Origin of the sequence: Thiomonas sp. X19 (assembly GCF_900089495.1) — a bacterium.
GTDB lineage: Bacteria > Pseudomonadota > Gammaproteobacteria > Burkholderiales > Burkholderiaceae_C > Thiomonas_A.
Map to the genome: position 1 here is coordinate 3,320,128 of NZ_LT605203.1, position 23,705 is coordinate 3,343,832.

The window sequence follows — 23,705 nt, forward strand, 5'->3', positions numbered from 1 at the left end:
GAAGCTGGCGGGGTTTGAAGGTGGCTAGGCGCTGCCGCCAAGCTGCTTTAATACTGGAGCCGCCCACTGCTGCCCTGACCGTGTCCTGCCAGTGTCCGGAAGCGCACTGGCCATCATCGAACCCCATCGATCCATTCAAGCTGCCTCTGTAATGGGCCTGAACGCTTCTGATCTTGCGTAGTCATCAGCCCACTGGCCCGCACCCCCAGCAGCCGTATCCGCCCCTGCAACGCAATCCGCTTGAGGCACTGCCCGGCCGCACGGCGGATCACTGGGGCCTCGTCCGTGGCCACGTCCAGGGACAGATCCCGCGTGACGGTGCGGAAGTCCTCGAAGCGCAGCTTGATGCCGATGGTGCGGCTGACCAAGCCCTTGCGCTGCAGATCATCCGCCAGGCGCTGGCAGAGTTCGGTGAACACCGCGGAGAGCGCGGCGCGATCATGGCGGGGATGCAGATCGCGCGCGAAGGTGGTCTCGCGGCTGACGGACTTGGTCTCGCGGACGGTGACGACGGGCCGATCGTCGATGCCTTGCGCCACATCCTGCAACCACGCGGCATAGGTGGCGCCGAAGTGCTGCTGCAGCACACCGGCATCGGCCCCTGCCAGATCGGCCAGGGTGTGGATGCCCAGGTCCTTGAGCTTGCGCGTGGCCTTGGGGCCGATGCCGCCCACCTTGCTGACCGAGAGTGGCCCGATGCGCGTGGGCATGTCCGTCTCGGTCAGGATGGTGATGCCGTCGGGTTTGTCCAGCTCCGAGGCCATCTTCGACAACAGCTTGTTGGGGGTGATGCCGATGGAGCACGTCAGTCCCGTGGCTTGGTGCACGGCCTGCTTGATGCGCACGGCCAGGGTGTGAGTGTCACCGGGCAGGTCGGTGAGGTCGATGTAGATCTCGTCGATGCCGCGGTCCTCGATTAGCGGTGCGATCTGGGCCACCGCCGCCTTGAACAAGGCCGAGTGATGGCGGTAGGCCTCGAAGTTGGCCGGCAGCAGGATGGCGTCCGGGGCGAGCTGGGCGGCTTTCATCATGCCCATGCCGGAGAACACGCCGAAGGCTCGGGCTTCATAGGTGGAGGTGGTCACCACACCCCGGCCGACGTACTGGCGCAGCCGGGCAAAGCGGTGGGTGCCGTCGGCCTGGAGGGTGGGATGCCAGTCATGACGGCCACCCACCACCACGGGCAGGCCGCGCAGTTCGGGATAGCGCAGCAACTCCACCGAGGCGAAGAAGGCGTCCATGTCCAGGTGGGCGATGCGGCGCGCATTCATGCTATGGACGGGGACGGCAAGGGGTCGAGGATGTTCGGGCTGTCGAGCCAAGCGATCCGATCGTCGCCCTCCAGGATCGCCGGCATGCGCGCAGGCGGGGGCTGCATCCAGGTGTTGGCTGCCGTTTCGCTCCAGGCATTGATCAGCCGATTGCCGATGGTGGGATCCTTGGCACGGGACGACATGAGCCCCCAGCGCAACGCGACGATGGATGCGGTCCATGCGCGTTGGGTGCGGGGGACGCTGCGGCCACGCGCGACCGGCACTGCGGAGAATTGTTGCATGAAGCGCGAGCGGCAGTCGTCCCGGTCAACGGCGTGCGGGGAGGCGTTGGCGGTGGTCAAGGCGGGCTGAGGGGCCCCTGATCTGATCTTGCTAAATACCAGCGCCATCGATAGGCTGAGAGTGAAACATCCCATCCATCAACACAACAGCGAGCCCATGCCCACCTACGCCGAATTGCAAGCCCAGATTGCCGCCCTCACCGCACAGGCCGAGGCTGCCCGTCGCACCGAACTGGCCCGCGTGGTGGCCGAGATCCGACAGAAGATGGCCGAGTACGGCATCACCACGGAAGACCTGGGCGGCAAGCGCGCCAGCTTTCGCAAGGGCAGCCCCGCGCCCGTGAAATACCGCCACCCTGCAACAGGTGAGATCTGGACGGGACGCGGCAAGCGTCCGCGGTGGCTGGCTGCGAAGATGGCGGCGGGCAAGGAGATCACGGCGTTTTCGATTGCTTGAGCTGGGCTGTTCAACTTATTGCCTTACGTTTCCGGCACCGCGCCTACTGCACGCTTTCCCTCTGTGGGGGCCGGTCTGGTGCCCGCAAAACGGGACAGAATGGCGCAATACGTCTCGTTTCTGGCACCGTTGCATTTCGCACTTGTGAACCGCCAGGATTCAAATCATGGGTTTCTGCCGACGATTTCAAGCTTCGTTGGACGACATCACACGCGAGGCTTCACTTTTTCGCTGTTTTCGACGACTCCGATGCTGGCGTCAGCGTTTTCGAACTCCCGTATTCCCAGAGTTTGGGGTCGGTTTCTTTAGCCCAATTTTTACAATTTCATGCTGGGCCCATGACGGGAGATCGCCTTGAGATCGGCGATCCAGATCCTGTTCTCGGCATCCTGGGGTCGTGTTCCCAGGCGGCAGCGCAGCACATCGTAGAGGCGCTCGCTCTCCCCGGGCATCCCCAGATGGCGCCTCACAAAGCACGACTGATGCTCCTCCAGGGGCATTGAGGCCAGCAAGGTGATCGCGCCCTGGCCATCGTCGTTGACGATCAGGGCCCCCTGCCCATCCTTCAACGGCCCCGCCACATGTCCGGCCCCGCGCAGTTGCACCCGCTCCGGCTTGAACTGCCCCCGGTTCTCCAGCCGCAGGTCCTCGATTTGGGCGAACAGCTCCTGCACCCGCGGATCGTTGGGGTCGTAGTCGAACTGCTGGGACGTGGGGTCCCAGGACTTTCCGGAAGGAAAAACCATGATGGCCTCCTTAATCTGTCGGTGCTCCCATGGACCCGTTGCTCAGCGCCATCAGCGCGGCGACCACCCGCTGCGCCCACTGCCGGTACTGGGCACTCTCGGGCCCGTGCTCGACAGCGGCTTGATGCATCTGCCGGTGGGCGCTATCCAGAGCGGATCCGCCGAGTCCTTGCGACACGATGAAACTGCCCAGCGCACAAGTGCCCTCGTCATGCATCGCGCGCGCCCCCGCGTACCGCACCCCATGCTCCCAACTCCAGTGCCCGGCCAAGGCGCCCAAGGCCGTCTGCGGATGCTGCGGATCCAGTCGGAGCTCAAAACCCTGCATCCATCCCGGCACCTCGGCCGCCGGCATCGGACGCGCCAGCGCATAGCCCTGGCCGGCGGTGGCGCCCAGAATGGCCGCGGTCTCGACCAGCGCCGGGCTTTCCAGCCCCTCCACGATCACACGCAAGTCCAGGCTCTGCGCCAGACGCACCAGCGAGCCGATGAAGCCAATGACCCGCAAGGGATCCCGCGGAGCCTCGCGCACCAGCCCCTGATCGATCTTCACCGCGGAGAAGGGCAGCGTGCGCAGGCGCAGCAGACTGCTGTAGCCCGCGCCGAGATCATCCATGAGCAGATGCACGCCGAAGGTGGAAAACGCCGCCATGGCGGCATCCCGCCTGGAGACGTCATACAGTTCTTCGGCTTCCAACAGCTCCAGACGCAGGCGGGACGGCGCCAGCCCATGCTCCTGCAAGGCCTGTTGCACCCAGGTGGAGCACTCGGGATGGATCAGCACGGCTGGGGGCAGGTTCAGGCTCACGACAAGCTTCAGCCCCTGCGCGTCCCAAGCTTGAAGCTGGGTCAGGGCCTGGTGCAATCCATCCCGAAAGAGGCGCACAAGCTCGGTTTCGCCGAATCCGGGCAGGAACTCCGCGGGACTGGCCAGCGTGCCGTCCTCCAGCCGCAGACGCGCCAGGGCCTCGACCAGATCGGGTTTGCCGGAGCGCAAATCCACCACCGGCTGGTAGTGCAGCTCCAGAGCCCCGCGATACAGGCGATCCCGCAGCGCATGCCGGCGTTCGGCGGAGATCGGCGCGAATTGCTGTTCCCGCGAGGTCTCATGTTGCCGCTCGCTCACCAGCAGGCCCAGAGCCGCCAGAAACGTTCGCGCCGAGGGGGTCTCGAACACGCCGGGGTAGCGGCCAAACAGGATCAGCACGGCGAACACATGGCCCTGCGCATCCTTCAGCGGGACTGCCGCGCTGCTGCGGATGCCGGCGGCCTGGGCGGCGTCGTGCAGATCGGCCACGGCGGGGTTGCCGGCATAGCTGGTCGTCGTCTCGATTGTTTCGCTGCGCCAGGCACGCAAGTAGGCAAGCTGTTGCGCGTGCGTGCCCGGATCGGTCACCCGCGGCATCAACTGGCGCTGGTCGATGGCCCGCAAATAGGGCTGGAACCCCCCGGCGGTCAGTAGTGTCCGGTTGATTGGATGTCAGCGAGCCGCCGAGCCAATGTTGACGCGGGTTTTGAGCGATTCATGGGTGTCCACGATTTGAATTTCGGTTTGCCGATTTGCGATGCTGACGGGTTTGCACGACCCGAGGTGATGCATGAACATCGGCAAGACGCTGTTTGCGCAGGTGATGGAGTTTGTGCCATGGAAGACGTTTGGTCGCATCATCGAGCGGCACCAGGGCGATGCCGGTGTGCGTACGCTGGGGTGCGCCGATGTGTTTCGCGTCCTGGCGTTCGCGCAACTCACCTGGCGCGAATCGCTGCGCGACATCGAGGCGTGTCTGGCGGCCAACCAGACCAAGCTGTTCCACATGGGGATCAAAGCTGTGCCTGCGCGCTCCACGCTGTCCGATGCGTTGACTCAGCGCGATTGGCGCATCTATCACGCGCTGGCGCAGCGGTTGATCGCCCGGGCACGGGCGCTGTATGCGCAGGAGCCTTCGGACCTGGGGCTCGACGCCACGGTCTACGCGCTGGACTCCACCACCATCGATCTGTGCCTGAGCTTGTTCGACTGGGCACCATTTCGCTCCACCAAGGCCGCCATCAAGCTGCACACGCTCTTGGACTTGCGTGGGGCGATTCCCGCCTTCATTCACATCAGCGACGGCAAACTGCACGATGTCAACGTGCTCGACGTCCTGCCCGTGGAGGCTGGAGCGTTCTACGTGATGGACCGGGGCTACGTGGATTTCGCGCGGCTGTATGCACTGCATCAGGCCGGCGCCTTCTTCATCACGCGAGCCAAGAAGGGCATGGACGCGCGGCGGGTGTACTCGGCTGCCACCGACCGCAGCACGGGGGTGATCTGCGATCAGAGCATCCGCTTCAACGGCTTTTACGCCAGCCGGGACTATCCCGAGCATCTGCGCCGCATTCGTTTCAAAGACCCCGAATCGGGCAGGACGCTGATCTTCCTGACGAACAACACGAGCCTGCCAGCCTTGACGATCGCCGCACTCTACAAGAGCCGCTGGCAGGTCGAACTCTTCTTCAAATGGATCAAGCAGCATCTGCGGATCAAGCGTTTTCTGGGCACCAGCGAGAACGCGGTGAAAACGCAAATCTGGTGTGCCATCGCCACCTACGTGCTGATTGCCATCATCAAACAGGAGCTTCACCTCGATGCCTCGCTCTACACATGTCTACAGATTCTGTCGGTCTCGGTTTTCGAGAAAACCCAGCTTTCATGCGCCTTGCAGCCCGATCGCACCCAACCCGAACTGGTCTCGATCGCTAACCAATTGAATCTGTTCGAGATTTAACCGGACACTACTGNCGGCTATCTCCTGGCGTTCGCCTGCGAAGGTGCCTGTTCCTTGGAGAAAGCATAGATGGATCCTCGATGCCGACCATCGGGAAACTCGAATCGATTGGGCAATACCGTGAACTACTTCACAGAAATCCTGTCCATAAACCACCGTTTCTGAGAACGATTGAATCGAGAACCGCCAAGACCACGAATCAATGGCTTGGCGTTCTCGGTTCCCTTGCTCGATTGATGGTGTACGCCCGGTGTCATGCCAGGTGAGTGTCGAGAAAATCCCGCCCCCTTCCACTCCAACCATGCTCCGCTCCGAACTGATCGACCGCCTTGCCGAGCGCCACCCTCACCTCGCACGCAAGGATGCCGAGCAAAGCGTCGAGGTCATTCTGGACGCCATCATGCAGGCCGTGGCCGAGGGCAAGCGCGTGGAGATTCGCAACTTCGGAGCCTTCAGCGCCTCCGAACGCCGGGCGCGCATGGTGCGCAACCCGCGATCCGGCGAAACGTTCATGGCGCCGGCCATGCGGTCGCCAAGGTTCAGGGCCGGCAAGCCGCTCCAGGCGCTGGACCCAATGCAAGCTGGACAAGCGATTGCCCTGGCCTCCATCGATTCACTGCCGCAACAATAACGAAGACGGGGCTGGTCGTTGCGATCCAGACGCCCGTCTTCGTCCACCCACAGCCCTTGCATCCGTCGTTGCGGAGGCACAGTCTCGCCTCTCAATTCCCTGGATACGGCGGCAGGATCATTGTCCGGTTCACCAGCACGTTGAACGTCATGCCCGGGCGGATGTTCAGGGTGGGTTGCAGGTTCAGGTTCTTGTTCAGCAGGTTCGTGCCGACGCTATCGAGTTGCTGCGACAAGCTTCCTGCCGCCTGCGCGCTGGCGCTCGGCGTGTTGAAGGCGCCAGCATTCTGCGGCTGGCTCAACTGCGCACCGACACCCAGCAGGCTCATCAGGATGGCGCTGCCAAAGATGCGCGTGAAGTGGTTGTTCACCTCGTCGCCAAGGCCGCTCTCGCCCTGCCCGTCCGCGCCGACCATGCCTTTCAGGTCGATCATCGATCCGTTGGGGAAGATCAGCCGGTTCCAGGCCACCAGCACGCGGCTCTGACCGTAGGCCACGGAGCTGCTGTAGGCGCCGATGACCTGGGTGCCTTGGGGAATGAGCACGATGCCGGGGTTCAGGCTGTCATCGACCGTCTGCCGCACCATGCCGGTGATCGTGCCGGGCAGGTCGCTGTCGATGCCGGTTTGCAGCACGGCCGGGATGACCGAGCCGGCGAACAGTTCGTGGTTCGAGGCTTTGGGCTGCACGACCGCAGCCAGATAGCCGTTGCCGTCCTGGTGCTGCTGGACATCGAGGAAGCCCTGGTTGCCGGATCGCTGGCTTGCGCCTGGTGCGCCGGGGAGTCCACCCATGCCGCCCAGAGACGCCAACAGCTTGCGCACATTGGGGTCGTTCGCGGCCCGGGGGTTCTGCGCCAAGGTCTCGGTGAGTTTCTTCTGCAAGGCCAGGATTCCGGTCGGGCTGGCTTGCTGCGCGAACGGGCCGCCGCCCTGCGAGGACTGCATGGATCCCGCGCTGGTCTTCGCCAGGTTGGCGCTCTGCGAGGCCAGCACCAGGCCCTCAAGCCGTTTGTAGTGGTTGTCCACCAGCCACTGGCGGTATTTCTCGGCAGGCGTCGGGCCTGGGGTCTGTCCAGCCTGCAGCGCCACGCCCTGTGTCAACTCAGCATCGGCGCCGCTCGCGCCACGGGGCGCCAACGATGCCGATGTGCCGCCGACAACGGACGGAATAGAGCCCCCCTCGCCAGCATTCGCCGCCGTCGCCCGCACCTTGAAGGCACGCTGCTGCGCCGACGTTGGCGCCGGGGCCTGCGTCATGCCCACCTGATCCGTGCTGCTGGCTGGCGCTCCTGCTGGAGCGGCAGCCTTGTTGCCCGACGTGGCGATGCCGACCAGGATCAAGACCGACAAGGCACTCAGTCCACCGAAGATCAGCGTCTTGCTTTTCTTCGACAGGCGTTTGCCCTGCTTCGGGTCGGCCTTGAGCTTCATGCCCTTGGCGTTCTTGCCCGCCTTGGCGACCTTGCCGGGGCCGATGACATCGGCAATGGGTGGCAAGGCTTGCGGCAAGGCTGCACCCTCGATGGCGCCTACGGGTTGGATTGCTTCACTCATGTCTATGCCCCTGTGTTGACTTGGGTTTGCTGAATCAACGTGCCCAGAATCCGGCGTTCACCTGCTCGTGATGGCAGGTGACGGCGCGGGAGTTCTTGCCCACGCCCAGCACCAGCTTGAACCGGGTCGGCAGTCCATCGATGACGTAATAGCCATGCACCAGGCGGCTGTTCAGGAGTTCGGTGCTGCCGCCCGTGGTGTTGAACACGGCAGGTGCGTCGGTGTATTTCATCGTGCTGGGCATCTGCAGATAGGTGTGGCCGCCACCGGCGAACACGCGCGTCGGCATCAGATCCGCGTTGTCCAGATCGGCATGGTTGTCGTCGGCTTTGCAGCGGAAGTTGAAATCCAACTTGGCCGGGTCGATGTCACCGAGAGGCGCGACCACGGCTTGTTGGTGTGCTTCGACCTTGGCCTGCTCGGCTGCGCGCTCTTGCGCGGCTTGCTGCTGAAGATTGATGACCAGCGCCTGCGGGTCATAGAACCCAATCAGCGGCACATAGTTGTGCGCATCACTCACCAGGGTCATGTAATACACCCGGCCAGCGTCGGTGGTGACCACCAGGTTGGTGACCAACCCGGCCTGGGTGGGTTTGACGATCACCACGGGGCGGTTGCCGGCGTCGGTCGGCTGCACCAGCCAGCGCACCGAGTCGCCGATGCTCAGGCTGGTGATGTGCTCCCCGGCCAGCAGGTTGATGACACAGACATGCAGCGGCGCGCAGGTGATCGTCGGGTGGCTTTGGCCGTAGGCGTACATGACGGAGCCGTTGGTGCCGATGATGTCGTTTGCAACACCGGTTTGCAGCCATTGCTGCGCGGCGGCGTCGGTGGCGCGGTCAGACAGGGGCACAGGTGGGGTTTGATCAATCAGTTCGTGGCTGGTGCGACCGTTGTCAGGTGTGCCGACCGCCGGTGTGCTGGCGGTGCGCCGGACAGGCACAAAGCCAATCACGGGTTGGTCAGCAGCGAAGGCTGATGTGAAGAGCGCAAAAAGAGAGGCGGCAACGAGAGTGCGTTTCATGGGGGTTCTCCAGAATGGGGGTTTGTGGAATCAGGACACGCTCTGCGTCCAGTTGAGCGACTGAATGAAGATGCCCAGCGGGTTGTCGAGCATCACTTGCGGCTTGTCAGCCAGCCTGGCGTCCACGCCGACGGTGATCTGCGCTTTCCAGTGGGTGGTCGTGCTGTTCTGTCCAGGAGTGGCCTTGGTCTCGGTCCAGTTCACCTGATAGGTGTTGGCCCCGGTCGGCAGCACGCTGTTGACCTGGGGGTTGACGGTGTCGGCGGCGCCGAACGGACTGTGAGCCTTGAACCAGTCGTTCAGGGTGTTGGCAGCATTGCTGGACAACATGGCGTAGCTGCGATTCAGCAGGGTCTGCTGCGCGCTCTGGTCGGGCAGCACCATGCGGGTGTTGACGATCCAGTTGGCGAGCTGCGCCTCGATGATGCGTTGGGTGACACCGGAGCCGTCGCTGGGGGTCGCCACCGCGATGGGGCTGCCCATCCTGTCGATGGCGACGACGAAGGGCTTGATCTTGCTTTGGGCACCGATGTAGGCAACACCCACGACGGCCACAGCGGCCACGGACAGCGCGGCGATGGCGGCGATGCGCCAGCTTCGCGCCCGGGAGATTTGATCGCCGTAGCGTTCATCCCACTCGCGGCGGGCATTCAGGTAAGGGTTGGCTTGGGCCATGGTGGTGCTCCTGGGGGATTGAGAGTTGCTGAGGGCTTATGGCAAGGGGGCGCAAAGCGTGAACACATGGGTTCAGCGACGGATGCGGCGGCTCCAGGCGTTTTGAAGGTCGATGCCGATGTGCCAACCCAACCCAGGCCGCTGCGGTCACGGGGCGGGTTGGCGGCGGGTGCTGCGGCGACGGGCGCGCCAATGAACTGCAGCAGGTGGCCGCCGGAGTCACCGCCGAAGTTGGTTTCCTCGATCGAGAAAAATCCACGCCTGCGCATCCGCCCCAGTTTTTCGAGATACCGGGCGCGCTTATCGGGGCCAACGGCGCCATCCGCACGCATGGCGCGGTCCACGATGGCGCTGGACTGTGCGATCTTGAGTTGTTTGCCGGCATCGACCAGGCTGGATTCAAGTGGTGTCATGGCCGCGCTCACTGGATGTAAAGGTTGAACTGTGGGTCGCGCAGGATGACGGCGACGGACGGCTTCCACAGGATCTGGTAGCCAGAATGGCGGCCGTTGGTGTAGGGGTAGGCCTCGCCGTGCCGCATGCCAGCTTCGGTGAGTTCCCAGTCGCCACGGGCATTGCGCTGTTGCAGCCCTAGGCGCTCCAGCAGGCGGTTGGTGGTCACGGCAGGTTCATGAATCAGCGCGCCCAGGCCGGTCGAGTTCAGCGTCGCCATGGGTTCGGAGTTCCGGGGCAGCGCCGCGCGGAAGCCATCGAGGTGCTGGCGACCGGTATGTCTCAGTCAGTGCCTTGACCGATGTCTGGACGGACGATGCAACTGTACGGGGAAGTACCGGTCACCACGCGAGGCAAGACCAAGGCCGGGCGCGCGTGCGAGACACTCGATCCGAGGCTCGTGGCTCGCATACCCCCCGTACACCTGATCAGCCTTGACCCGGCATGTATCCGCATGGTGCATGCGCGGAACAAGGACCTAACTGACGACATCGACTCGCGACATATCCTGTCGCACCAGCCTCGCACAATGTTCTCACACCACCGGAGAACAGCATGCGACGCAGCCGCCATGAACTCGAGTCCCTGATCGGGCGTGACAACAGCCCCCAGGAGCCCATCGTCCACTTATGGATGCTGCGCATGCTGGTCCCCATGGGTGGGTTACGTGTTCTGATCCGGGAGTCGATCGGTGTTCCCGACCTGTTGACCCAGCTAGGCATCTCATCCTCTGCGATTGACGATGGCGGCAGCCTCAATGCCCAAGCCCGTCAGGCCAGTACCTTGGTCAAACAGATGTGGGAGCGTGCCGAGCGCACCGCCCACAAGCTCACGCCATCCGAAGCCCTCGTCGCCAACATCGGGCGGCTGGCCGCGTTGGTGAACCTTTCCCCAACCGAGTGCCGCATTCTGGAGTTCGCCAGCCTTTTGCATGCCGTGCGCGACCTGGACGATACTGCGGACAGTCTGGGGCAATTATCGACATCCCGAACCCTGGGTGTCCTGGAAAAACTCCTGGGTCTGCCCGAGTCTGAGGTGAAACAAGCCCTGTCTTCCAGCAGCCAGTTGGCGCGCTGCGGGTTGCTGACCTTGGCGCGCAATGGTCACTGCACCTTGAAAGGCAAGCTCGATCTGTTGTCCGACAACTTCGCCGATGCCATCCTCGCCCCAGACACCGAGCCGCTGTCGCTGCTACGAGGTGTCGTCACGCCCAGCCCGCCGTCAAAGCTGCAGCTCAGCGACTATCCGCATCTGGGCTTGAACCTGCAGATGCTCCAGGGGTATTTGCAGGAAACCCAGGCGCAGCACAAGCCCGGGGTCAACATCCTGCTCTACGGCCCGCCCGGCACCGGCAAGACCGAACTCAGCCGCACCCTGGCGCACGAACTGGGCTGTGATCTCTTTGAAGTGTCCACCGAGGATGACGAGGGTGACCCGATTGGCGGCGAAGCCCGCTTGCGTGCCTATCGCGCAGCGCAGCGCTTCCTGGAACGCCGCAGGGTGATGATCCTGTTCGATGAAATCGAGGATGTGTTCAACACCGAGGAGGCCCCGTCCATGTTCAACGGCCTGTTCCGCCGATCTGGCGGCGGCCGCGAGCGCAAGGGCTGGATCAACAAGAGTCTGGAAGCCAACCCCGTGCCCACCTTCTGGCTGACCAATTCCATCCGCAGCCTGGACGCCGCCTACATCCGCCGCTTCGACTTCGTGCTGGAACTGCCTGTGCCGCCGCAGCGCGTGCGCGAGACCATCGCTACCGAATGCGTCGGGGAGCTGGCCGATGCGCCCACCCTGCGCGCACTGGCATCCAGCAACGACCTGGCGCCCGCCGTGCTCACCCGCGCTGCGTCCGTGCTGCAAACAATCCAGTCCCGCATCCCGACCGGCCAAAGCAACACAGCGCTGCTGCAACTGGTGAACAACACGCTGCAGGCGCAAGGCCATGCACGGGTGAAGGCGAGCGACCCCAACCGCCTGCCGGACACCTACGACCCCGCCTTCATCCACGCCGACACGGATCTGGCCGCCATGGCTGCCGGCATCCAGCAGGCCGGCAGTGCCCGCCTGTGTCTGTACGGCCCACCAGGAACAGGAAAGACCGCCTACGCTCGCTGGCTGGCCCGGCGGCTGGATCGTCCCCTGCTGGTCAAGCGCGCCTCCGACCTGCTCAGCAAGTGGCTGGGCGAGAGCGAACAAAACATCGCGCAGGCTTTCCAGCAAGCCGAGAGTGATGGCGCGGTGCTGCTCATCGACGAGGTGGACAGTTTCCTGCAGGAGCGGCGTGGGGCTACGCATTCCTGGGAAGTCACGCAAGTGAACGAGATGCTCACGCAAATGGAAGCCTTCTCCGGCGTATTCATCGCCACCACCAACCTGATGGATGACCTGGATGAAGCCGCCTTGCGCCGCTTCGACCTCAAGGCCCGCTTCGACTACCTCACTCCCGAGCAAGCCTGGGCCTTGCTGCGGCGTCAATGCAGCCATCTTGATCTGCCGTCGCCCGAGCCCGGCTTGCGCAAGCATCTTGACCGACTGGGTCTGCTCACGCCGGGTGACTTTGCCGCCGTGATTCGTTGCCACCGCTTCCAACCGATGGTCAGCGCACGCAGTTTGGTGGAGGCGCTCAGTGCCGAATGCGCCCTCAAGCAGGGCCACAAGGCAGCCATTGGTTTCGTTTGAACACTTCGGAGCACAACATGTCGCACGGTCTGAGCAAATCCCGCATTACCAGCAACCGCCAATGCCCCAAACGGCTGTGGCTGACCGTCAACCGCCGCGACCTCTTGGACGACACGGCGACCAAGGCTGCCATGGAGACCGGCCACAAGGTCGGCGCCATTGCCCAGAGCCTGGTGCCCGACGGCGTTCTCATCGACATCAAAGACTTGCGCATAGCCCTGCACCAGACCACGCTGGCCTTGGCCGCCAAACCCCGCCGCCCAATCTTCGAAGCCACGGTGCAACACGCGGGCGTGCTGGTGCAGGCCGACGTGCTCATTCCCCAGGGGAGGCGCTGGCGCATGGTGGAGGTCAAATCCTCGGCCCGTGTGAAGGACAATCAGGTGGAAGACGCCGCCATCCAGAGCTGGGTGTTTCGTCAGGCCGGGGTGCCGCTGTGCGGCGAGGGCATTGCCCACATCAACACCGCGTTCGTCTATCCCGGAGGCGACAACTACGACGGACTGCTGATCGAACAACACCAGTCCGACGCCGTGGCCGCGTTGCAACCCCAGGTGCCCCAGTGGATCGACGCCGCGCGCAAGACGTTGAGCATGAAACGGGAGCCAAAGATTGAACCCGGCGCGCAATGCACCGATCCCTTTCCCTGTCCGTTCCAGGCCCATTGCATCTTGCCTCAGGAGGGCTACCCGGTCCACATCCTTCCGCATGGCGGCAAACTCGTGGCACAACTTCAGGCCGAGGGCTATGCCGATTTGCGCGACGTGCCCCAAGCACGCCTCACCAACCCACGCCATGTGCGCGTGTGGGCCNTGCCGGACACCTACGACCCCGCCTTCATCCACGCCGACACGGATCTGGCCGCCATGGCTGCCGGCATCCAGCAGGCCGGCAGTGCCCGCCTGTGTCTGTACGGCCCACCAGGAACAGGAAAGACCGCCTACGCTCGCTGGCTGGCCCGGCGGCTGGATCGTCCCCTGCTGGTCAAGCGCGCCTCCGACCTGCTCAGCAAGTGGCTGGGCGAGAGCGAACAAAACATCGCGCAGGCTTTCCAGCAAGCCGAGAGTGATGGCGCGGTGCTGCTCATCGACGAGGTGGACAGTTTCCTGCAGGAGCGGCGTGGGGCTACGCATTCCTGGGAAGTCACGCAAGTGAACGAGATGCTCACGCAAATGGAAGCCTTCTCCGGCGTATTCATCGCCACCACCAACCTGATGGATGACCTGGATGAAGCCGCCTTGCGCCGCTTCGACCTCAAGGCCCGCTTCGACTACCTCACTCCCGAGCAAGCCTGGGCCTTGCTGCGGCGTCAATGCAGCCATCTTGATCTGCCGTCGCCCGAGCCCGGCTTGCGCAAGCATCTTGACCGACTGGGTCTGCTCACGCCGGGTGACTTTGCCGCCGTGATTCGTTGCCACCGCTTCCAACCGATGGTCAGCGCACGCAGTTTGGTGGAGGCGCTCAGTGCCGAATGCGCCCTCAAGCAGGGCCACAAGGCAGCCATTGGTTTCGTTTGAACACTTCGGAGCACAACATGTCGCACGGTCTGAGCAAATCCCGCATTACCAGCAACCGCCAATGCCCCAAACGGCTGTGGCTGACCGTCAACCGCCGCGACCTCTTGGACGACACGGCGACCAAGGCTGCCATGGAGACCGGCCACAAGGTCGGCGCCATTGCCCAGAGCCTGGTGCCCGACGGCGTTCTCATCGACATCAAAGACTTGCGCATAGCCCTGCACCAGACCACGCTGGCCTTGGCCGCCAAACCCCGCCGCCCAATCTTCGAAGCCACGGTGCAACACGCGGGCGTGCTGGTGCAGGCCGACGTGCTCATTCCCCAGGGGAGGCGCTGGCGCATGGTGGAGGTCAAATCCTCGGCCCGTGTGAAGGACAATCAGGTGGAAGACGCCGCCATCCAGAGCTGGGTGTTTCGTCAGGCCGGGGTGCCGCTGTGCGGCGAGGGCATTGCCCACATCAACACCGCGTTCGTCTATCCCGGAGGCGACAACTACGACGGACTGCTGATCGAACAACACCAGTCCGACGCCGTGGCCGCGTTGCAACCCCAGGTGCCCCAGTGGATCGACGCCGCGCGCAAGACGTTGAGCATGAAACGGGAGCCAAAGATTGAACCCGGCGCGCAATGCACCGATCCCTTTCCCTGTCCGTTCCAGGCCCATTGCATCTTGCCTCAGGAGGGCTACCCGGTCCACATCCTTCCGCATGGCGGCAAACTCGTGGCACAACTTCAGGCCGAGGGCTATGCCGATTTGCGCGACGTGCCCCAAGCACGCCTCACCAACCCACGCCATGTGCGCGTGTGGGCCGCCACCCGCAGCGGCAAGCCTTATATCGACGCTTCGCTTCGCGAAACCCTGCGCGCTTTGCCGTACCCACGCATTTACATCGACTTCGAAACCCTCAACCCCGCCATTCCGCTGTGGGCCGGAACCCGGCCCTATCAGCAGGTTCCCTTCCAGTGGTCGTGCCATATTCAGCAGGCTGATGGCAGCGTGGAACATCAAGCGTTTCTGGCGGAAGGTCATGATGATCCCCGTCCGAAATTCATCCGCACCCTGCTTGACGCCGTGGGCAAAACCGGCCCCGTGCTGGTGTGGAATCAAACCTTCGAGAAGAGCCGGTTAAGAGAACTGGCCGAGATGTATCCCCAACTCGCCACCAAGATTCAAAAACTCATTGGCCGCATGGTCGATTTGTGGCCTCTCGTCCGCGAGCACTACTACCACCCCGACATGAGGGGCTCCTGGTCAATCAAGGATGTGCTGCCGACCATTGCTCCGGATCTGGCGTATGACGATCTGGAGGTGGCTGGCGGCATGATGGCGCAGGAGGCGTTTCGACACATCTTGTCGCAGAAAATCGACGCTGATCAGAGAGAATCCAAGCGCAAGTCGCTTTTAGCCTATTGCGAGCGGGATACGCTGGCGATGGTGCGGGTGGTGGAGTTTTTACGATGATTCACTTTACTCTCAAACCCATCGGCGGTACCGCCGGATTCGTCATCTACAACATCATTTCGTACTCCGCATGCAAGGGCATTAAGGGAGACACTTTCTATGAAGAGGTGTCGTCCGGCTTTCATGTGTTTTCGGGGACGGATTCGCTGTATTTCACCCAGAACCTGCCCGATGCTTATGCCTTCATCATGGGACGCCTAACCGCCTTTGAAGCAGAACGCGCCAAACTCTCGTGACGCACTCCTCGGATTGATACATCGACCGGACGACTCTCAATGCCCTTTTCGGATCAAAAAATCAATGAATGAAAACTGGTATTTCACTGCCCCTTGGGATCCAGTCCCGATCCGGCGTGGCGATGCACTCGGGTTTCGGTTAATCGCAGACCATTTCGCAGACCTGATCGCTCCTGGCCTGAGCAATGGCACCTCGGATGCACGCTGGATAGCGATCCTTTCGTGGTGTTTGCAATGGTCGGGGGTTGCCTGGCGCAAGGCCGGAGGGGGCGATCTCTCAACGCGCGACGGCCAGAAGGCGCGCTACGCATGGCTGCGCCCGCTTGAACTGTTGTGGGTCGCTCGCACGCTTGAGTCAGGACAAACTACTGGTCAGCTACGCGGCAAAAGAGGTGTGCAGCGCTGGCTCAATCTAAAAGAGCGCAAACGCCCAGCAAACTTCACAATGTCGGCCGATCAATTTCGGCGCTATCGGCAAATCGGCACATACGGGGTCTACCGCGTTGCGTTGCGCAGCATGCCGGGGCTGACGACGGGCGACGGATGGACACTTGGGGACGAGGGGCAAAAGCTCGCAAAACTTGTCAACCAGAATCTTCCCAAGAGCGCGCAGCTTGAACAAGAACAGTTTAAAAGCACTAGATGGGGGAGTTGGTCTGGTAATGAAGCTCGTTACTGGGTCGAAAATGGCTGGAAAGATTGGAATTGCAAATCATCCAGGCAATTTCTTCCGACGCCCAACGAAGCCATCCTTGAACTATTGCCAAATGAGGAACGCAAGATCCTCCGCGCTGCGATATTCGACAAGGACTCAACGCGTTTGAAGATGGCGGAAATTGTTGCCCGTGCGGAAAACGCAAAGACACACGCCGAGATTTGCGATGTGCTCGCTAAAAATTTTCCAGACACTCTCTCTTCTCTCCCAGCATTCACGCGCTTCGCTGACGCGGCAATGGATGCAATGCGCGCGATGTGGATTCAGATCAACCAAAACAAAGACAGCCAGACGCCGACCATCGATTCCATCGCCGGGTCTATGAAATCTAACGGGCTGGAACCACTTCTTAAGGCAGGCCGTGAATGGTGTGCGTGGCTGAAGTCGAATCAACAAAGCGGCTTCCCGAAAGGACACGACGTAGTGACAGCGCTTGCCGAATCTTTATCAAAAGCCAAGACGCCCACCGATCAAATTCGTGCCCTGTCTCTACACCACGAAGAATATGGGGGGGGCGGCGCTGGTTCCGCATTCAGGATGACAAGCTAAAGCCGCTCGTTGCCGACAACGGTATTTCAGCGTCTGCCTACCGCTTTCGACTGCTTCCCCTAGTGCGTCTGGCAGCACAGTGTGGTGTCGGTGACATGAGAAATGCATATGACGCAATCGTCCCAAAAGATTCCGGCGATGAGGAAGCAGACGATGAATGATCCAGACTGGAAAGAAGTTCTTCCGGCTGCGCCGAAAGGAGGGCGGCTCAAAGAGGCGTGGATGACCGCCTTCGACCTGCCCGATGAGGGTTTGCTGGTGGAACATCTGCTGCCTTCATTATTAGGCATGAACAACTCGCTGTCGCTGGAGGTTAAGGAACGCAAACTGTTTTTTGGCGAACTGGGAACAACACTTGAGTCGTTCCGCAACCGAATCACCATACTCACGTCGCCCCCACGCGGGGAGCGTGAGACTTCGCAATACCCGTGGCTGTGGCGTTACGTTAGCCACTTCACGGTCGGTGCCGAAGAACGTGCCGTCCAGCATGCCAAATTGTGGGCATTTCACTGGCAGTTCAAGGGGGCCGTTGATCAACTTGAACTGCACATCTCCTCGACCAATCTCACCGAGTCTGCATTCAAACATCAGGTGCAAGCCGGCTGGCAGGTGACGGTACCTCTGAACACCACAGAGCAAACAGCCACCTGGGGCGAGCTCGTGCCATTCCTCAGTGCGCTCGCAGAATCGGCTGGCGATACGGCCAACGAGCGTCTTAAGCGACTCATCGGCGCACTCGATCGTGCGAAATGCCCCGATGACGTAACGTTCATTGTCAGTACCCCTGGCGGCAAAAGTGCGGCCAAACAGCTCAAGCAGTTCACCCCGAGCGAGATGCACATCCTCACGCCGACGATTGGCGAATGGAACGATAAAACCATCAAGGCTTGGAGTGACGATGCAGGCGTTAGCCCCGACAAGCTGCATTTGAAGTGGATCGCCCAAAGCCATCCATGGGCGGCAAGGCCGGGGTGGTCCCTGACAGAGTCAGCGTGTAAAAAACTCCTGGCCAATCGCGTGAAAATCCAGCGCATTCCGGCTGAGCCTTGGCTCAGCGAACAACACCGCAAGGAAGATGAGCGATGGAGTCATGCGAAGCTGTACCTGCTGCGCAAACCCAGGCAACGCAACTTTTATCTGCTGGTAACCTCAGCCAATTGGAGCGCTGCTGCATGGGGATGTGGAAAGACGGCCCCACGCAACTTCGAGCTTGGCGTGGTTGTCCAGACCGATTGGTCTGCAATCAAATCGATCGACAAAGCCTTCGATACGTCCGATCCGCCTTGTTATGTTGACAAATCCGATGAGGATGAAAGCACGTCAACATTGGAGTGGGCAGAAGCGATTTGGAAAGACGAGGTGGTTACTCTGCACGTCCGCAGTTCCAGCCCGGATACAAAAATCACAGCCTCTCTATTTTTCAGCAAGGCCCCGGTCGAGAAACCAGTAGCGATCATGGATGGCGTTGGTTCATTTCCGTGGAATGACGCAGAAAATACGCCGCACTACGCACGGTTCACGCAAGAGAATTCGATCCTTGAGGTCAATGTCCTTGATCTTCGGCCATCGGAAGAGTTCAAGAAGACCCCACTACCCGAAACCGACCTCGATCCCGACGCTGAACAGAAGCTGCGCGATTCGTTTCTGCTGCAGCGTTATGGCGGGTTAGACGCCGAGGAAAGCTTGGCAATCAGACCTGGCAACCCAAAGTCCCATGGTTCTGCAGCGCAGCCTGCTGACTACTCGGTAATGGCGTTGACAGTGGCACGCAAGGGATTCGGAATTGTCGATGCGTGGCAAAATGTCCTGACTGACGCGGAAAACGACCCTATATCGTACGAGTCTGTGTATGCGGACGGCCGGGCACTGCAGGCCTACTTCGCACGCAGCATTGAAGCAGCCGATAGGCTCGTTGCAGAGGAATTGGAATGGCGTCTCAACCTCAAAGAAAAAACCTGATGGATGACCTCAAACTCGACGGGCGGAAATGGCGCTTTCTCGACAAACCCGATGCTTATATCAACAGCGACAGCTCGCTCAAGCTCAAGCTTGAGCCATTAAAGCGCCAATTCAAAACAGCCAAACATATCCTCACATGCATGCAGGATGGGCGGGGCGTGCTCTTGGCCGATGATGTCGGCCTAGGCAAAACAACCGTTGGTGCGCTTGTCGCTTGGGCGGTCGCCTGCCAGGGCAAACGCGTGCGCATCTACGCCCCCAACGATGTGCTTCGGCGACGCTGGGCAAAGGAGCTCGAAGACTGGGCAGAGAAGCTCAAAGACATCAAAGGCGCGAGCGCGGACCGGATCAAGCAGGGCAAGCAGGGCAGTGTCAAGAGGTTGCATGATGGCAGGATTCAAGTCACGACGCACTTTGACCTGGTGAAAAGCCACACGAATCGCGAACAGAAAACGGGATGTGATCTGATGATCATCGATGAGGCACACCGCGCGAAAGGCGAAGAAAGCGCTTTTAGCGATGCCCTGAACAAACTTGGCGGCAGTGCCAAGCGCAAGCTGATTCTCACAGCCACGCCATTCAGCATCCGCATCAAAGAACTTGTCAGCTTGCTGAAGTTCGTCGGCGCGACGAATTTTGATGCCGTGACACGGTATGCGGACGATCTGGAACGTCTCTACACCTTGGGCGATGGCCACGACGCAAAAGGCGAAGCCGCCCGCCTTGTCCAAGCAGCGGAAAAGGCGATCGAAGAAATAAAAACCTACATCATTCGCCATAGCGTGGAAGATCTGCCTAGCGAGAAGAAACATTATGGTGAGATCGGGGAATCATGGGAGATTCAAACACCACCAGCTTCAGACGAGGACGTTCAGCTTCTTTTGCGGGTGGACCGTATTCTTCAACTGGCGCCAGAGCGTAAAGGCGAACGTCGCAACGACCCGCGTTTTCACGTCGGTTGGCAGCACATTGAAATTGAACTGGCGTGCGCCGCCAAGCGGGTATCGGCCCGTGCTGATGATGCATTGCACGAGCACATCAGATCAGCGCAGGAATCGCTGAAAAAACAGACACATCCCCATCCGAAGATTGCTGCTGTATGCGAAGCGATCCGACCGGTGATTGATGGAGGCGAAAAAGTGCTGGTGTTCTGCCACCATCGCGCAACCGCTAGCGAATTGCTTGGCGCGCTCGAAATCGGTCTGAGAACTGTCGTTCCCTGTGACAGCCCATCCGAGGAAGTGTGGAGGGAAGCATGGAAGCTGACGCTGCTGCCAAATGAGGATTCACTCATAAACCCGTTGATCGACTGGTTCTGCTCGCCTGGCTTGCGTGCCCAATTGACTACCTGGATTGGCGAACCGGCGCGCACCGCGGAAGAACTTGCCAAACAATTCGAAAATACGAGGCCACGTCACTCCGCCAAAGACGTGCCAACGATCCGCGATGCTGCGAGGAGATTGAGTGACACGCTTCTTGACAAGCAGTCGAAGTCCACCCGAGCAGTGTTGAACTCCATCGGAAAAGCCTGCTTTGGCTCGCGGTTCCCCGGAAGGCTGGATGAAGGCTTTCGGGCAATGGGCGCATGGGATCAAGACGACCAGGGCGAATCGCTGGAAACGCTTTACACCGGCCAGCCCGATATCGTGCTCGCGCTCTTCAACAGCCCGTTCGGCCCAGATGTTCTCGTCGCAACTGATCGCTTGAGCGAGGGCGTCGACTTGCATCGTTGCTGTCGCCACTTGATTCACTATGAACTTGACCCCAGCCCGGTGCGCACTATCCAGCGCAACGGACGCATCCGCCGCGTCGGTTCGTGGGCTGCGGTGACTCAACAGCCGATACGTTACGCCTATCCCATGTTCAAAGGTACCCGGGATGAAAAAGCTACGGAAATCATGCGTAGACGCATTGATGCTTTTGGAATACTGCTTGGCGGCGTGCCGACTCTCGACAGCGACACGAGCAGTGCCAAACAAAGCTTTGCGGATTCCGTTTTGAAAGAGGCGGACAGCAGACTCTGTTCGAACAATAAAAAGCTCTGTGTAGCAGGCAAGTAACCTCCGACTTATTCAGATGACATTTTTCCATCCCTCTAGTCCTGACGTTGTGCACTACATGAATCTGGCAGCACGCGGACAGCACCATGCCGCGCGCTGAAGCCAATCACACTCTGGCCCGCCAATGGGAGATGCTCAAGCTGCTGCCGCCGCGCCCGCCGGGGATCACCGCCGCCGAGTTGACGGGCAAACTCGGCGATCTGGGCTACGACGTGACCAAGCGCACGGTGGAGCGTGATCTGAACGAGCTTTCGCGCTTGTTCGGCTTCACCTGCAACGACGAACGCATGCCCTATGGCTGGCATTGGATGGAAGGGGCGTCGCTCAACCTGCCCGGCGTCAGTCTGGGGGACGCCTTGTCGCTGCGCCTGGTGGAAGACCAGTTGCGCCCGCTGCTGCCTTCCGCCTTGCTTCGTGCCTTGGAGCCACGCTTGCAACAAGCGCGCGACAAACTGGCGGAACTGGCGCCGAGCAATGCGCAGGCGCGCTGGGCGCGCAAGGTGCGGACGGTTCCTGCCAGTCTGCCCTTGCTGCCGCCGCAAGTCATGCCCGGCGTGCTCGACGCCGTGCAGGAGGCCTTGCTGGGAGACAGGCAAGTGCAGGTGCATTACCAGCGCGCGGGCGAAACCGATGCCACCCTCTACACCCTGCATCCGCTGGCCCTGGTGCAGCGCGGGCCGGTGAGCTATCTGGTGGCCACGGCATTCGACTACCCCGATATCCGCACCTACGCCGTGCACCGCATGCGCAGCGCCGAGGTGCTGGAGAAGATCGCGCAAGCGCCTGCCGGGTTTGATCTGGACGCTTACATCGCCTCCGGCGCCTTGCAGTTCGGTGCTGGCCAAACCATTCGCCTCAAAGCACGTGTCGATGTGGCCCTGGCGCAAATCCTGCGCGAAACGCCGTTGTCGGAAGACCAAAGCCTGGGTCAAGTTTGGAACGGCTTTTGTGCCCTGAACGCCACCGTGCAGGACACCTGGCAACTGCGCTGGTGGCTGCTGAGCCATGCCAATCAGGCCGTGGTGCTCAGCCCCGCTGCACTGCGCGCCGATCTGACGTTGCGCATCGCCGAGGCGGCGGCGTTGTACGGGGTTTGAGTGCGCCCGCCGGGCCGTTGTCCGGTTTCGGCGTCTCGTTCATTGCCCCTGTGTTTCCCCTTGTTGTGCGGCGTTGTGACGCAGCGCAACCCCCTCCCTTTGCGCGACGTATGTTGTCGCACACCCTGCGCAGAATGCAGTCATCCATCGCGGAGGGCTGTTTGCACCGCCGGTCTGTATCGAAGCTTGTCTGACCACTTTCGCGCCTGATGTGGCGTTGCGAAAGGCCGGGCGACGCATTGATCGATGGCCGGTGAATCCAGCACGCACCCCGCGGTTCGTTGTCGCAACCACAGGAGTTGGGGATGAAGAAAGCAGGGGGAATTCTGGGCATCATCGGTGGCGTGTTTGGCGTGTTCGCCGCGCTGGTCACCTTGTTCATTGGCGGGGTGGGCGGTGCGTTCCAGGCGAGCGGGGCGGGTACCATCATCGGTCTGGGCTGGGGCGGGTTGGCGTTCTCGTTCCTGAGCATCATCTTCGGGGCGGTGAGCCTGGGAGCACGGTCCCGCACGGTCGGCGTGCTGTTGACGCTGAGCGCGCTGGGCGGTGCCATCCTCGGCGGCACCATGGTGGCCATCTGCATGGTGTTGGCGCTGGTGGGCGGTGTGCTCGCCACGCTCGGCACCAAACCGGAGCCTGCCGGAACCACCCTCGCGCCCTCGGCCATCCCCACGCGGCGACGCGGCAAACTGGGGAAAGTGCTGGGCGCTGTGGCTGCCGTCGTTGCCGTGGCCATCGTCGCCCTAATGGCCATCGGCATCGAGAGCAAGCGGGGTGGCGGCGGGCATGGTTCGCTGACGCCAGCATCGGCACCAGCGCGGTCACCAGTACCGGCACAGTCAACGTCCTCACCTGCCGCAGCGGCTTCGTCGCCCCAGGCGTTTCAGGTGGGGGAGACATTCGCCACCCAGACCTTCCACGTCACCATCACTTCAGCCTCCGTGGTGCACAGCGTGGGCGACCTGCTCACCAGCAAGGCCCCCGCTGGCGCCGAGTATGTGGCGGTCGCCTGGCGCTACACGAATCGCTCCCAGGCGCCGGTCTCCGCGTTCGCCGTGCCCAGTGTGCATCTGCTCGATGCGCAAGGCCATCGCTACGACGCCGACCTGGAGGCGTCCAGCTTCTATGCCGCGCAAATCCATGCCAGCGCCAAGGCGCTCAGCGACGTGAATCCCGGCATCACGCTGACCGATGGTGACGTGTTCGAAGTCAGCTCGACACAGTTCAACCCCGCCACCTGGACGATTCAGGTGCGTGTGGATGGGCAGGACGTGATCGTGCGCTTCCCAGCGTTGTCGTCGACGCAGGCAAGCGCCCCTGTCAAACCGAGTGTGCAGGCGGTAGCGCGTGCTTCGATCCAACCGGCGGTGTCTTCGGCCCCCATGGGTGCGGCGAGCACAGCATCTGAACCTGCATTGCCCGCTGCGCCAGTTGCATCCGCTTCACAGACTACGGCATCACCAACGGCCCCGGCCAGCGTTTCAGCACAGTCTCAGCCGTAGGGGGCAGGACGGCCAGTTTTCGCCAGACTTGGCGCTGCAACCATAGCCTTGACGGGCTGATTCA

At 61.7% G+C, this 23,705-nt stretch carries 21 protein-coding genes; 13 read left to right on the forward strand and 8 right to left on the reverse strand.

Features of this window, described 5'->3' with window-relative positions; all coding sequences use genetic code 11:
* Nucleotides 1-113: 113 nt before the first annotated feature.
* A complete protein-coding gene (gene dinB, locus THIX_RS15990) occupies nt 114-1,271 on the reverse strand; it encodes a DNA polymerase IV (protein ID WP_112486976.1) in 1,158 nt (385 codons plus the stop codon).
* Nucleotides 1,272-1,478: 207 nt separating this feature from the next.
* Here dinB and THIX_RS24955 point away from each other — a divergent pair, with 207 nt between their 5' ends.
* Nucleotides 1,479-1,625 (forward strand): DUF4113 domain-containing protein, encoded by a 147-nt coding sequence (locus THIX_RS24955; protein ID WP_371413012.1) that lies wholly within the window; start codon nt 1,479-1,481, stop codon nt 1,623-1,625.
* Nucleotides 1,626-1,712: 87 nt separating this feature from the next.
* On the forward strand, nt 1,713-2,012 hold the full coding sequence (locus THIX_RS16000) for an H-NS family nucleoid-associated regulatory protein (protein ID WP_112488420.1): 300 nt from the start codon (nt 1,713-1,715) through the stop codon (nt 2,010-2,012).
* 317 nt (nt 2,013-2,329) lie between these two features.
* On the opposite strand, the gene THIX_RS16005 is transcribed toward THIX_RS16000, so the two are convergent.
* Entirely contained in the window at nt 2,330-2,758 is a 429-nt protein-coding gene (locus THIX_RS16005; protein ID WP_112486977.1) for a hypothetical protein, read from the reverse strand.
* Nucleotides 2,759-2,768: 10 nt separating this feature from the next.
* A complete protein-coding gene (locus tag THIX_RS16010; protein WP_112486978.1) occupies nt 2,769-4,190 on the reverse strand; it encodes an EAL domain-containing protein in 1,422 nt (473 codons plus the stop codon).
* Between the two features lie 166 nt (nt 4,191-4,356).
* On the opposite strand from THIX_RS16010, the gene THIX_RS16015 reads away from it, so the two are divergent.
* On the forward strand, nt 4,357-5,526 hold the full coding sequence (locus THIX_RS16015) for an IS4 family transposase (protein WP_112484535.1): 1,170 nt from the start codon (nt 4,357-4,359) through the stop codon (nt 5,524-5,526).
* A gap of 301 nt (nt 5,527-5,827) precedes the next feature.
* A complete protein-coding gene (locus THIX_RS16020) occupies nt 5,828-6,157 on the forward strand; it encodes an HU family DNA-binding protein (RefSeq protein ID WP_112486312.1) in 330 nt (109 codons plus the stop codon).
* 91 nt (nt 6,158-6,248) lie between these two features.
* Here THIX_RS16020 and THIX_RS16025 read toward each other — a convergent pair whose 3' ends face one another.
* Genes THIX_RS16025 through THIX_RS16045 form a run of 5 tightly spaced genes read right to left on the reverse strand, consistent with a single transcriptional unit; the run spans nt 6,249 to nt 10,084 of the window.
* A complete protein-coding gene (locus THIX_RS16025) occupies nt 6,249-7,712 on the reverse strand; it encodes a TrbI/VirB10 family protein (RefSeq protein WP_112486313.1) in 1,464 nt (487 codons plus the stop codon).
* Between the two features lie 34 nt (nt 7,713-7,746).
* The gene (locus tag THIX_RS16030) at nt 7,747-8,736 is read right to left on the reverse strand and encodes a TrbG/VirB9 family P-type conjugative transfer protein (RefSeq protein ID WP_112486307.1); all 990 of its coding nucleotides are present in this window, start codon (nt 8,734-8,736) and stop codon (nt 7,747-7,749) included.
* 30 nt (nt 8,737-8,766) lie between these two features.
* Entirely contained in the window at nt 8,767-9,411 is a 645-nt protein-coding gene (locus tag THIX_RS16035) for a type IV secretion system protein (RefSeq protein WP_112486308.1), read from the reverse strand.
* A complete protein-coding gene (locus THIX_RS16040) occupies nt 9,387-9,824 on the reverse strand; it encodes a hypothetical protein (RefSeq protein WP_112486309.1) in 438 nt (145 codons plus the stop codon). The genes THIX_RS16035 and THIX_RS16040 overlap by 25 nt, the downstream gene beginning before the upstream one ends.
* Nucleotides 9,825-9,832: 8 nt before the next feature.
* Nucleotides 9,833-10,084: a hypothetical protein gene (locus THIX_RS16045; protein ID WP_112486310.1), complete on the reverse strand. Its 252-nt coding sequence runs from the start codon at nt 10,082-10,084 to the stop codon at nt 9,833-9,835.
* Nucleotides 10,085-10,419: 335 nt separating this feature from the next.
* Between THIX_RS16045 and THIX_RS16050 the strand changes: the two genes are divergently transcribed.
* From THIX_RS16050 to THIX_RS23525, 9 genes are all read left to right on the forward strand, one after another.
* Nucleotides 10,420-12,543: an ATP-binding protein gene (locus THIX_RS16050; protein ID WP_233224522.1), complete on the forward strand. Its 2,124-nt coding sequence runs from the start codon at nt 10,420-10,422 to the stop codon at nt 12,541-12,543.
* Nucleotides 12,544-12,560: 17 nt separating this feature from the next.
* Nucleotides 12,561-14,060 (forward strand): ATP-binding protein, encoded by a 1,500-nt coding sequence (locus tag THIX_RS16055; protein WP_233224523.1) that lies wholly within the window; start codon nt 12,561-12,563, stop codon nt 14,058-14,060.
* A 17-nt stretch (nt 14,061-14,077) separates the two neighbouring features.
* Complete coding sequence (locus tag THIX_RS16060; protein WP_112486314.1) at nt 14,078-15,523, forward strand: DUF2779 domain-containing protein; 1,446 nt, start codon at nt 14,078-14,080, stop codon at nt 15,521-15,523.
* Complete coding sequence (locus tag THIX_RS16065; protein ID WP_112486315.1) at nt 15,520-15,759, forward strand: hypothetical protein; 240 nt, start codon at nt 15,520-15,522, stop codon at nt 15,757-15,759. Before THIX_RS16060 ends, THIX_RS16065 begins: the two co-directional genes overlap by 4 nt.
* Nucleotides 15,760-15,823: 64 nt before the next feature.
* Nucleotides 15,824-17,023, forward strand: a complete 1,200-nt coding sequence (locus THIX_RS23125) for a hypothetical protein (RefSeq protein WP_146748522.1) — start codon at nt 15,824-15,826, stop codon at nt 17,021-17,023.
* A 108-nt stretch (nt 17,024-17,131) separates the two neighbouring features.
* Nucleotides 17,132-18,982 (forward strand): hypothetical protein, encoded by a 1,851-nt coding sequence (locus THIX_RS16075; protein WP_158540864.1) that lies wholly within the window; start codon nt 17,132-17,134, stop codon nt 18,980-18,982.
* Nucleotides 18,952-21,042: an SNF2-related protein gene (locus tag THIX_RS16080; protein WP_112486318.1), complete on the forward strand. Its 2,091-nt coding sequence runs from the start codon at nt 18,952-18,954 to the stop codon at nt 21,040-21,042. Before THIX_RS16075 ends, THIX_RS16080 begins: the two co-directional genes overlap by 31 nt.
* Nucleotides 21,043-21,128: 86 nt before the next feature.
* Nucleotides 21,129-22,139, forward strand: coding sequence for a YafY family protein (locus THIX_RS16085; protein WP_112486319.1), 1,011 nt, complete (start codon nt 21,129-21,131; stop codon nt 22,137-22,139).
* 305 nt (nt 22,140-22,444) lie between these two features.
* Entirely contained in the window at nt 22,445-23,641 is a 1,197-nt protein-coding gene (locus tag THIX_RS23525) for a DUF4352 domain-containing protein (RefSeq protein WP_158540865.1), read from the forward strand.
* The last annotated feature ends 64 nt before the right edge of the window (nt 23,642-23,705 follow it).

Coding starts and splice junctions, on each gene's coding strand:
- THIX_RS16085 (WP_112486319.1), top strand. CDS start 21,129: ATGCCGCGCGCTGAAGCCAATCACACTCTGGCCCGCCAATGGGAGATG.
- THIX_RS16000 (WP_112488420.1), top strand. CDS start 1,713: ATGCCCACCTACGCCGAATTGCAAGCCCAGATTGCCGCCCTCACCGCA.
- THIX_RS16020 (WP_112486312.1), top strand. CDS start 5,828: ATGCTCCGCTCCGAACTGATCGACCGCCTTGCCGAGCGCCACCCTCAC.
- dinB (WP_112486976.1), bottom strand. CDS start 1,271: ATGAATGCGCGCCGCATCGCCCACCTGGACATGGACGCCTTCTTCGCC.
- THIX_RS16015 (WP_112484535.1), top strand. CDS start 4,357: ATGAACATCGGCAAGACGCTGTTTGCGCAGGTGATGGAGTTTGTGCCA.
- THIX_RS23525 (WP_158540865.1), top strand. CDS start 22,445: ATGAAGAAAGCAGGGGGAATTCTGGGCATCATCGGTGGCGTGTTTGGC.
- THIX_RS23125 (WP_146748522.1), top strand. CDS start 15,824: ATGAATGAAAACTGGTATTTCACTGCCCCTTGGGATCCAGTCCCGATC.
- THIX_RS16025 (WP_112486313.1), bottom strand. CDS start 7,712: ATGAGTGAAGCAATCCAACCCGTAGGCGCCATCGAGGGTGCAGCCTTG.
- THIX_RS16030 (WP_112486307.1), bottom strand. CDS start 8,736: ATGAAACGCACTCTCGTTGCCGCCTCTCTTTTTGCGCTCTTCACATCA.
- THIX_RS16005 (WP_112486977.1), bottom strand. CDS start 2,758: ATGGTTTTTCCTTCCGGAAAGTCCTGGGACCCCACGTCCCAGCAGTTC.
- THIX_RS16065 (WP_112486315.1), top strand. CDS start 15,520: ATGATTCACTTTACTCTCAAACCCATCGGCGGTACCGCCGGATTCGTC.
- THIX_RS16080 (WP_112486318.1), top strand. CDS start 18,952: ATGGCGTCTCAACCTCAAAGAAAAAACCTGATGGATGACCTCAAACTC.
- THIX_RS24955 (WP_371413012.1), top strand. CDS start 1,479: ATGGATGCGGTCCATGCGCGTTGGGTGCGGGGGACGCTGCGGCCACGC.
- THIX_RS16050 (WP_233224522.1), top strand. CDS start 10,420: ATGCGACGCAGCCGCCATGAACTCGAGTCCCTGATCGGGCGTGACAAC.
- THIX_RS16035 (WP_112486308.1), bottom strand. CDS start 9,411: ATGGCCCAAGCCAACCCTTACCTGAATGCCCGCCGCGAGTGGGATGAA.
- THIX_RS16045 (WP_112486310.1), bottom strand. CDS start 10,084: ATGGCGACGCTGAACTCGACCGGCCTGGGCGCGCTGATTCATGAACCT.
- THIX_RS16060 (WP_112486314.1), top strand. CDS start 14,078: ATGTCGCACGGTCTGAGCAAATCCCGCATTACCAGCAACCGCCAATGC.
- THIX_RS16075 (WP_158540864.1), top strand. CDS start 17,132: ATGACGCAATCGTCCCAAAAGATTCCGGCGATGAGGAAGCAGACGATG.
- THIX_RS16040 (WP_112486309.1), bottom strand. CDS start 9,824: ATGACACCACTTGAATCCAGCCTGGTCGATGCCGGCAAACAACTCAAG.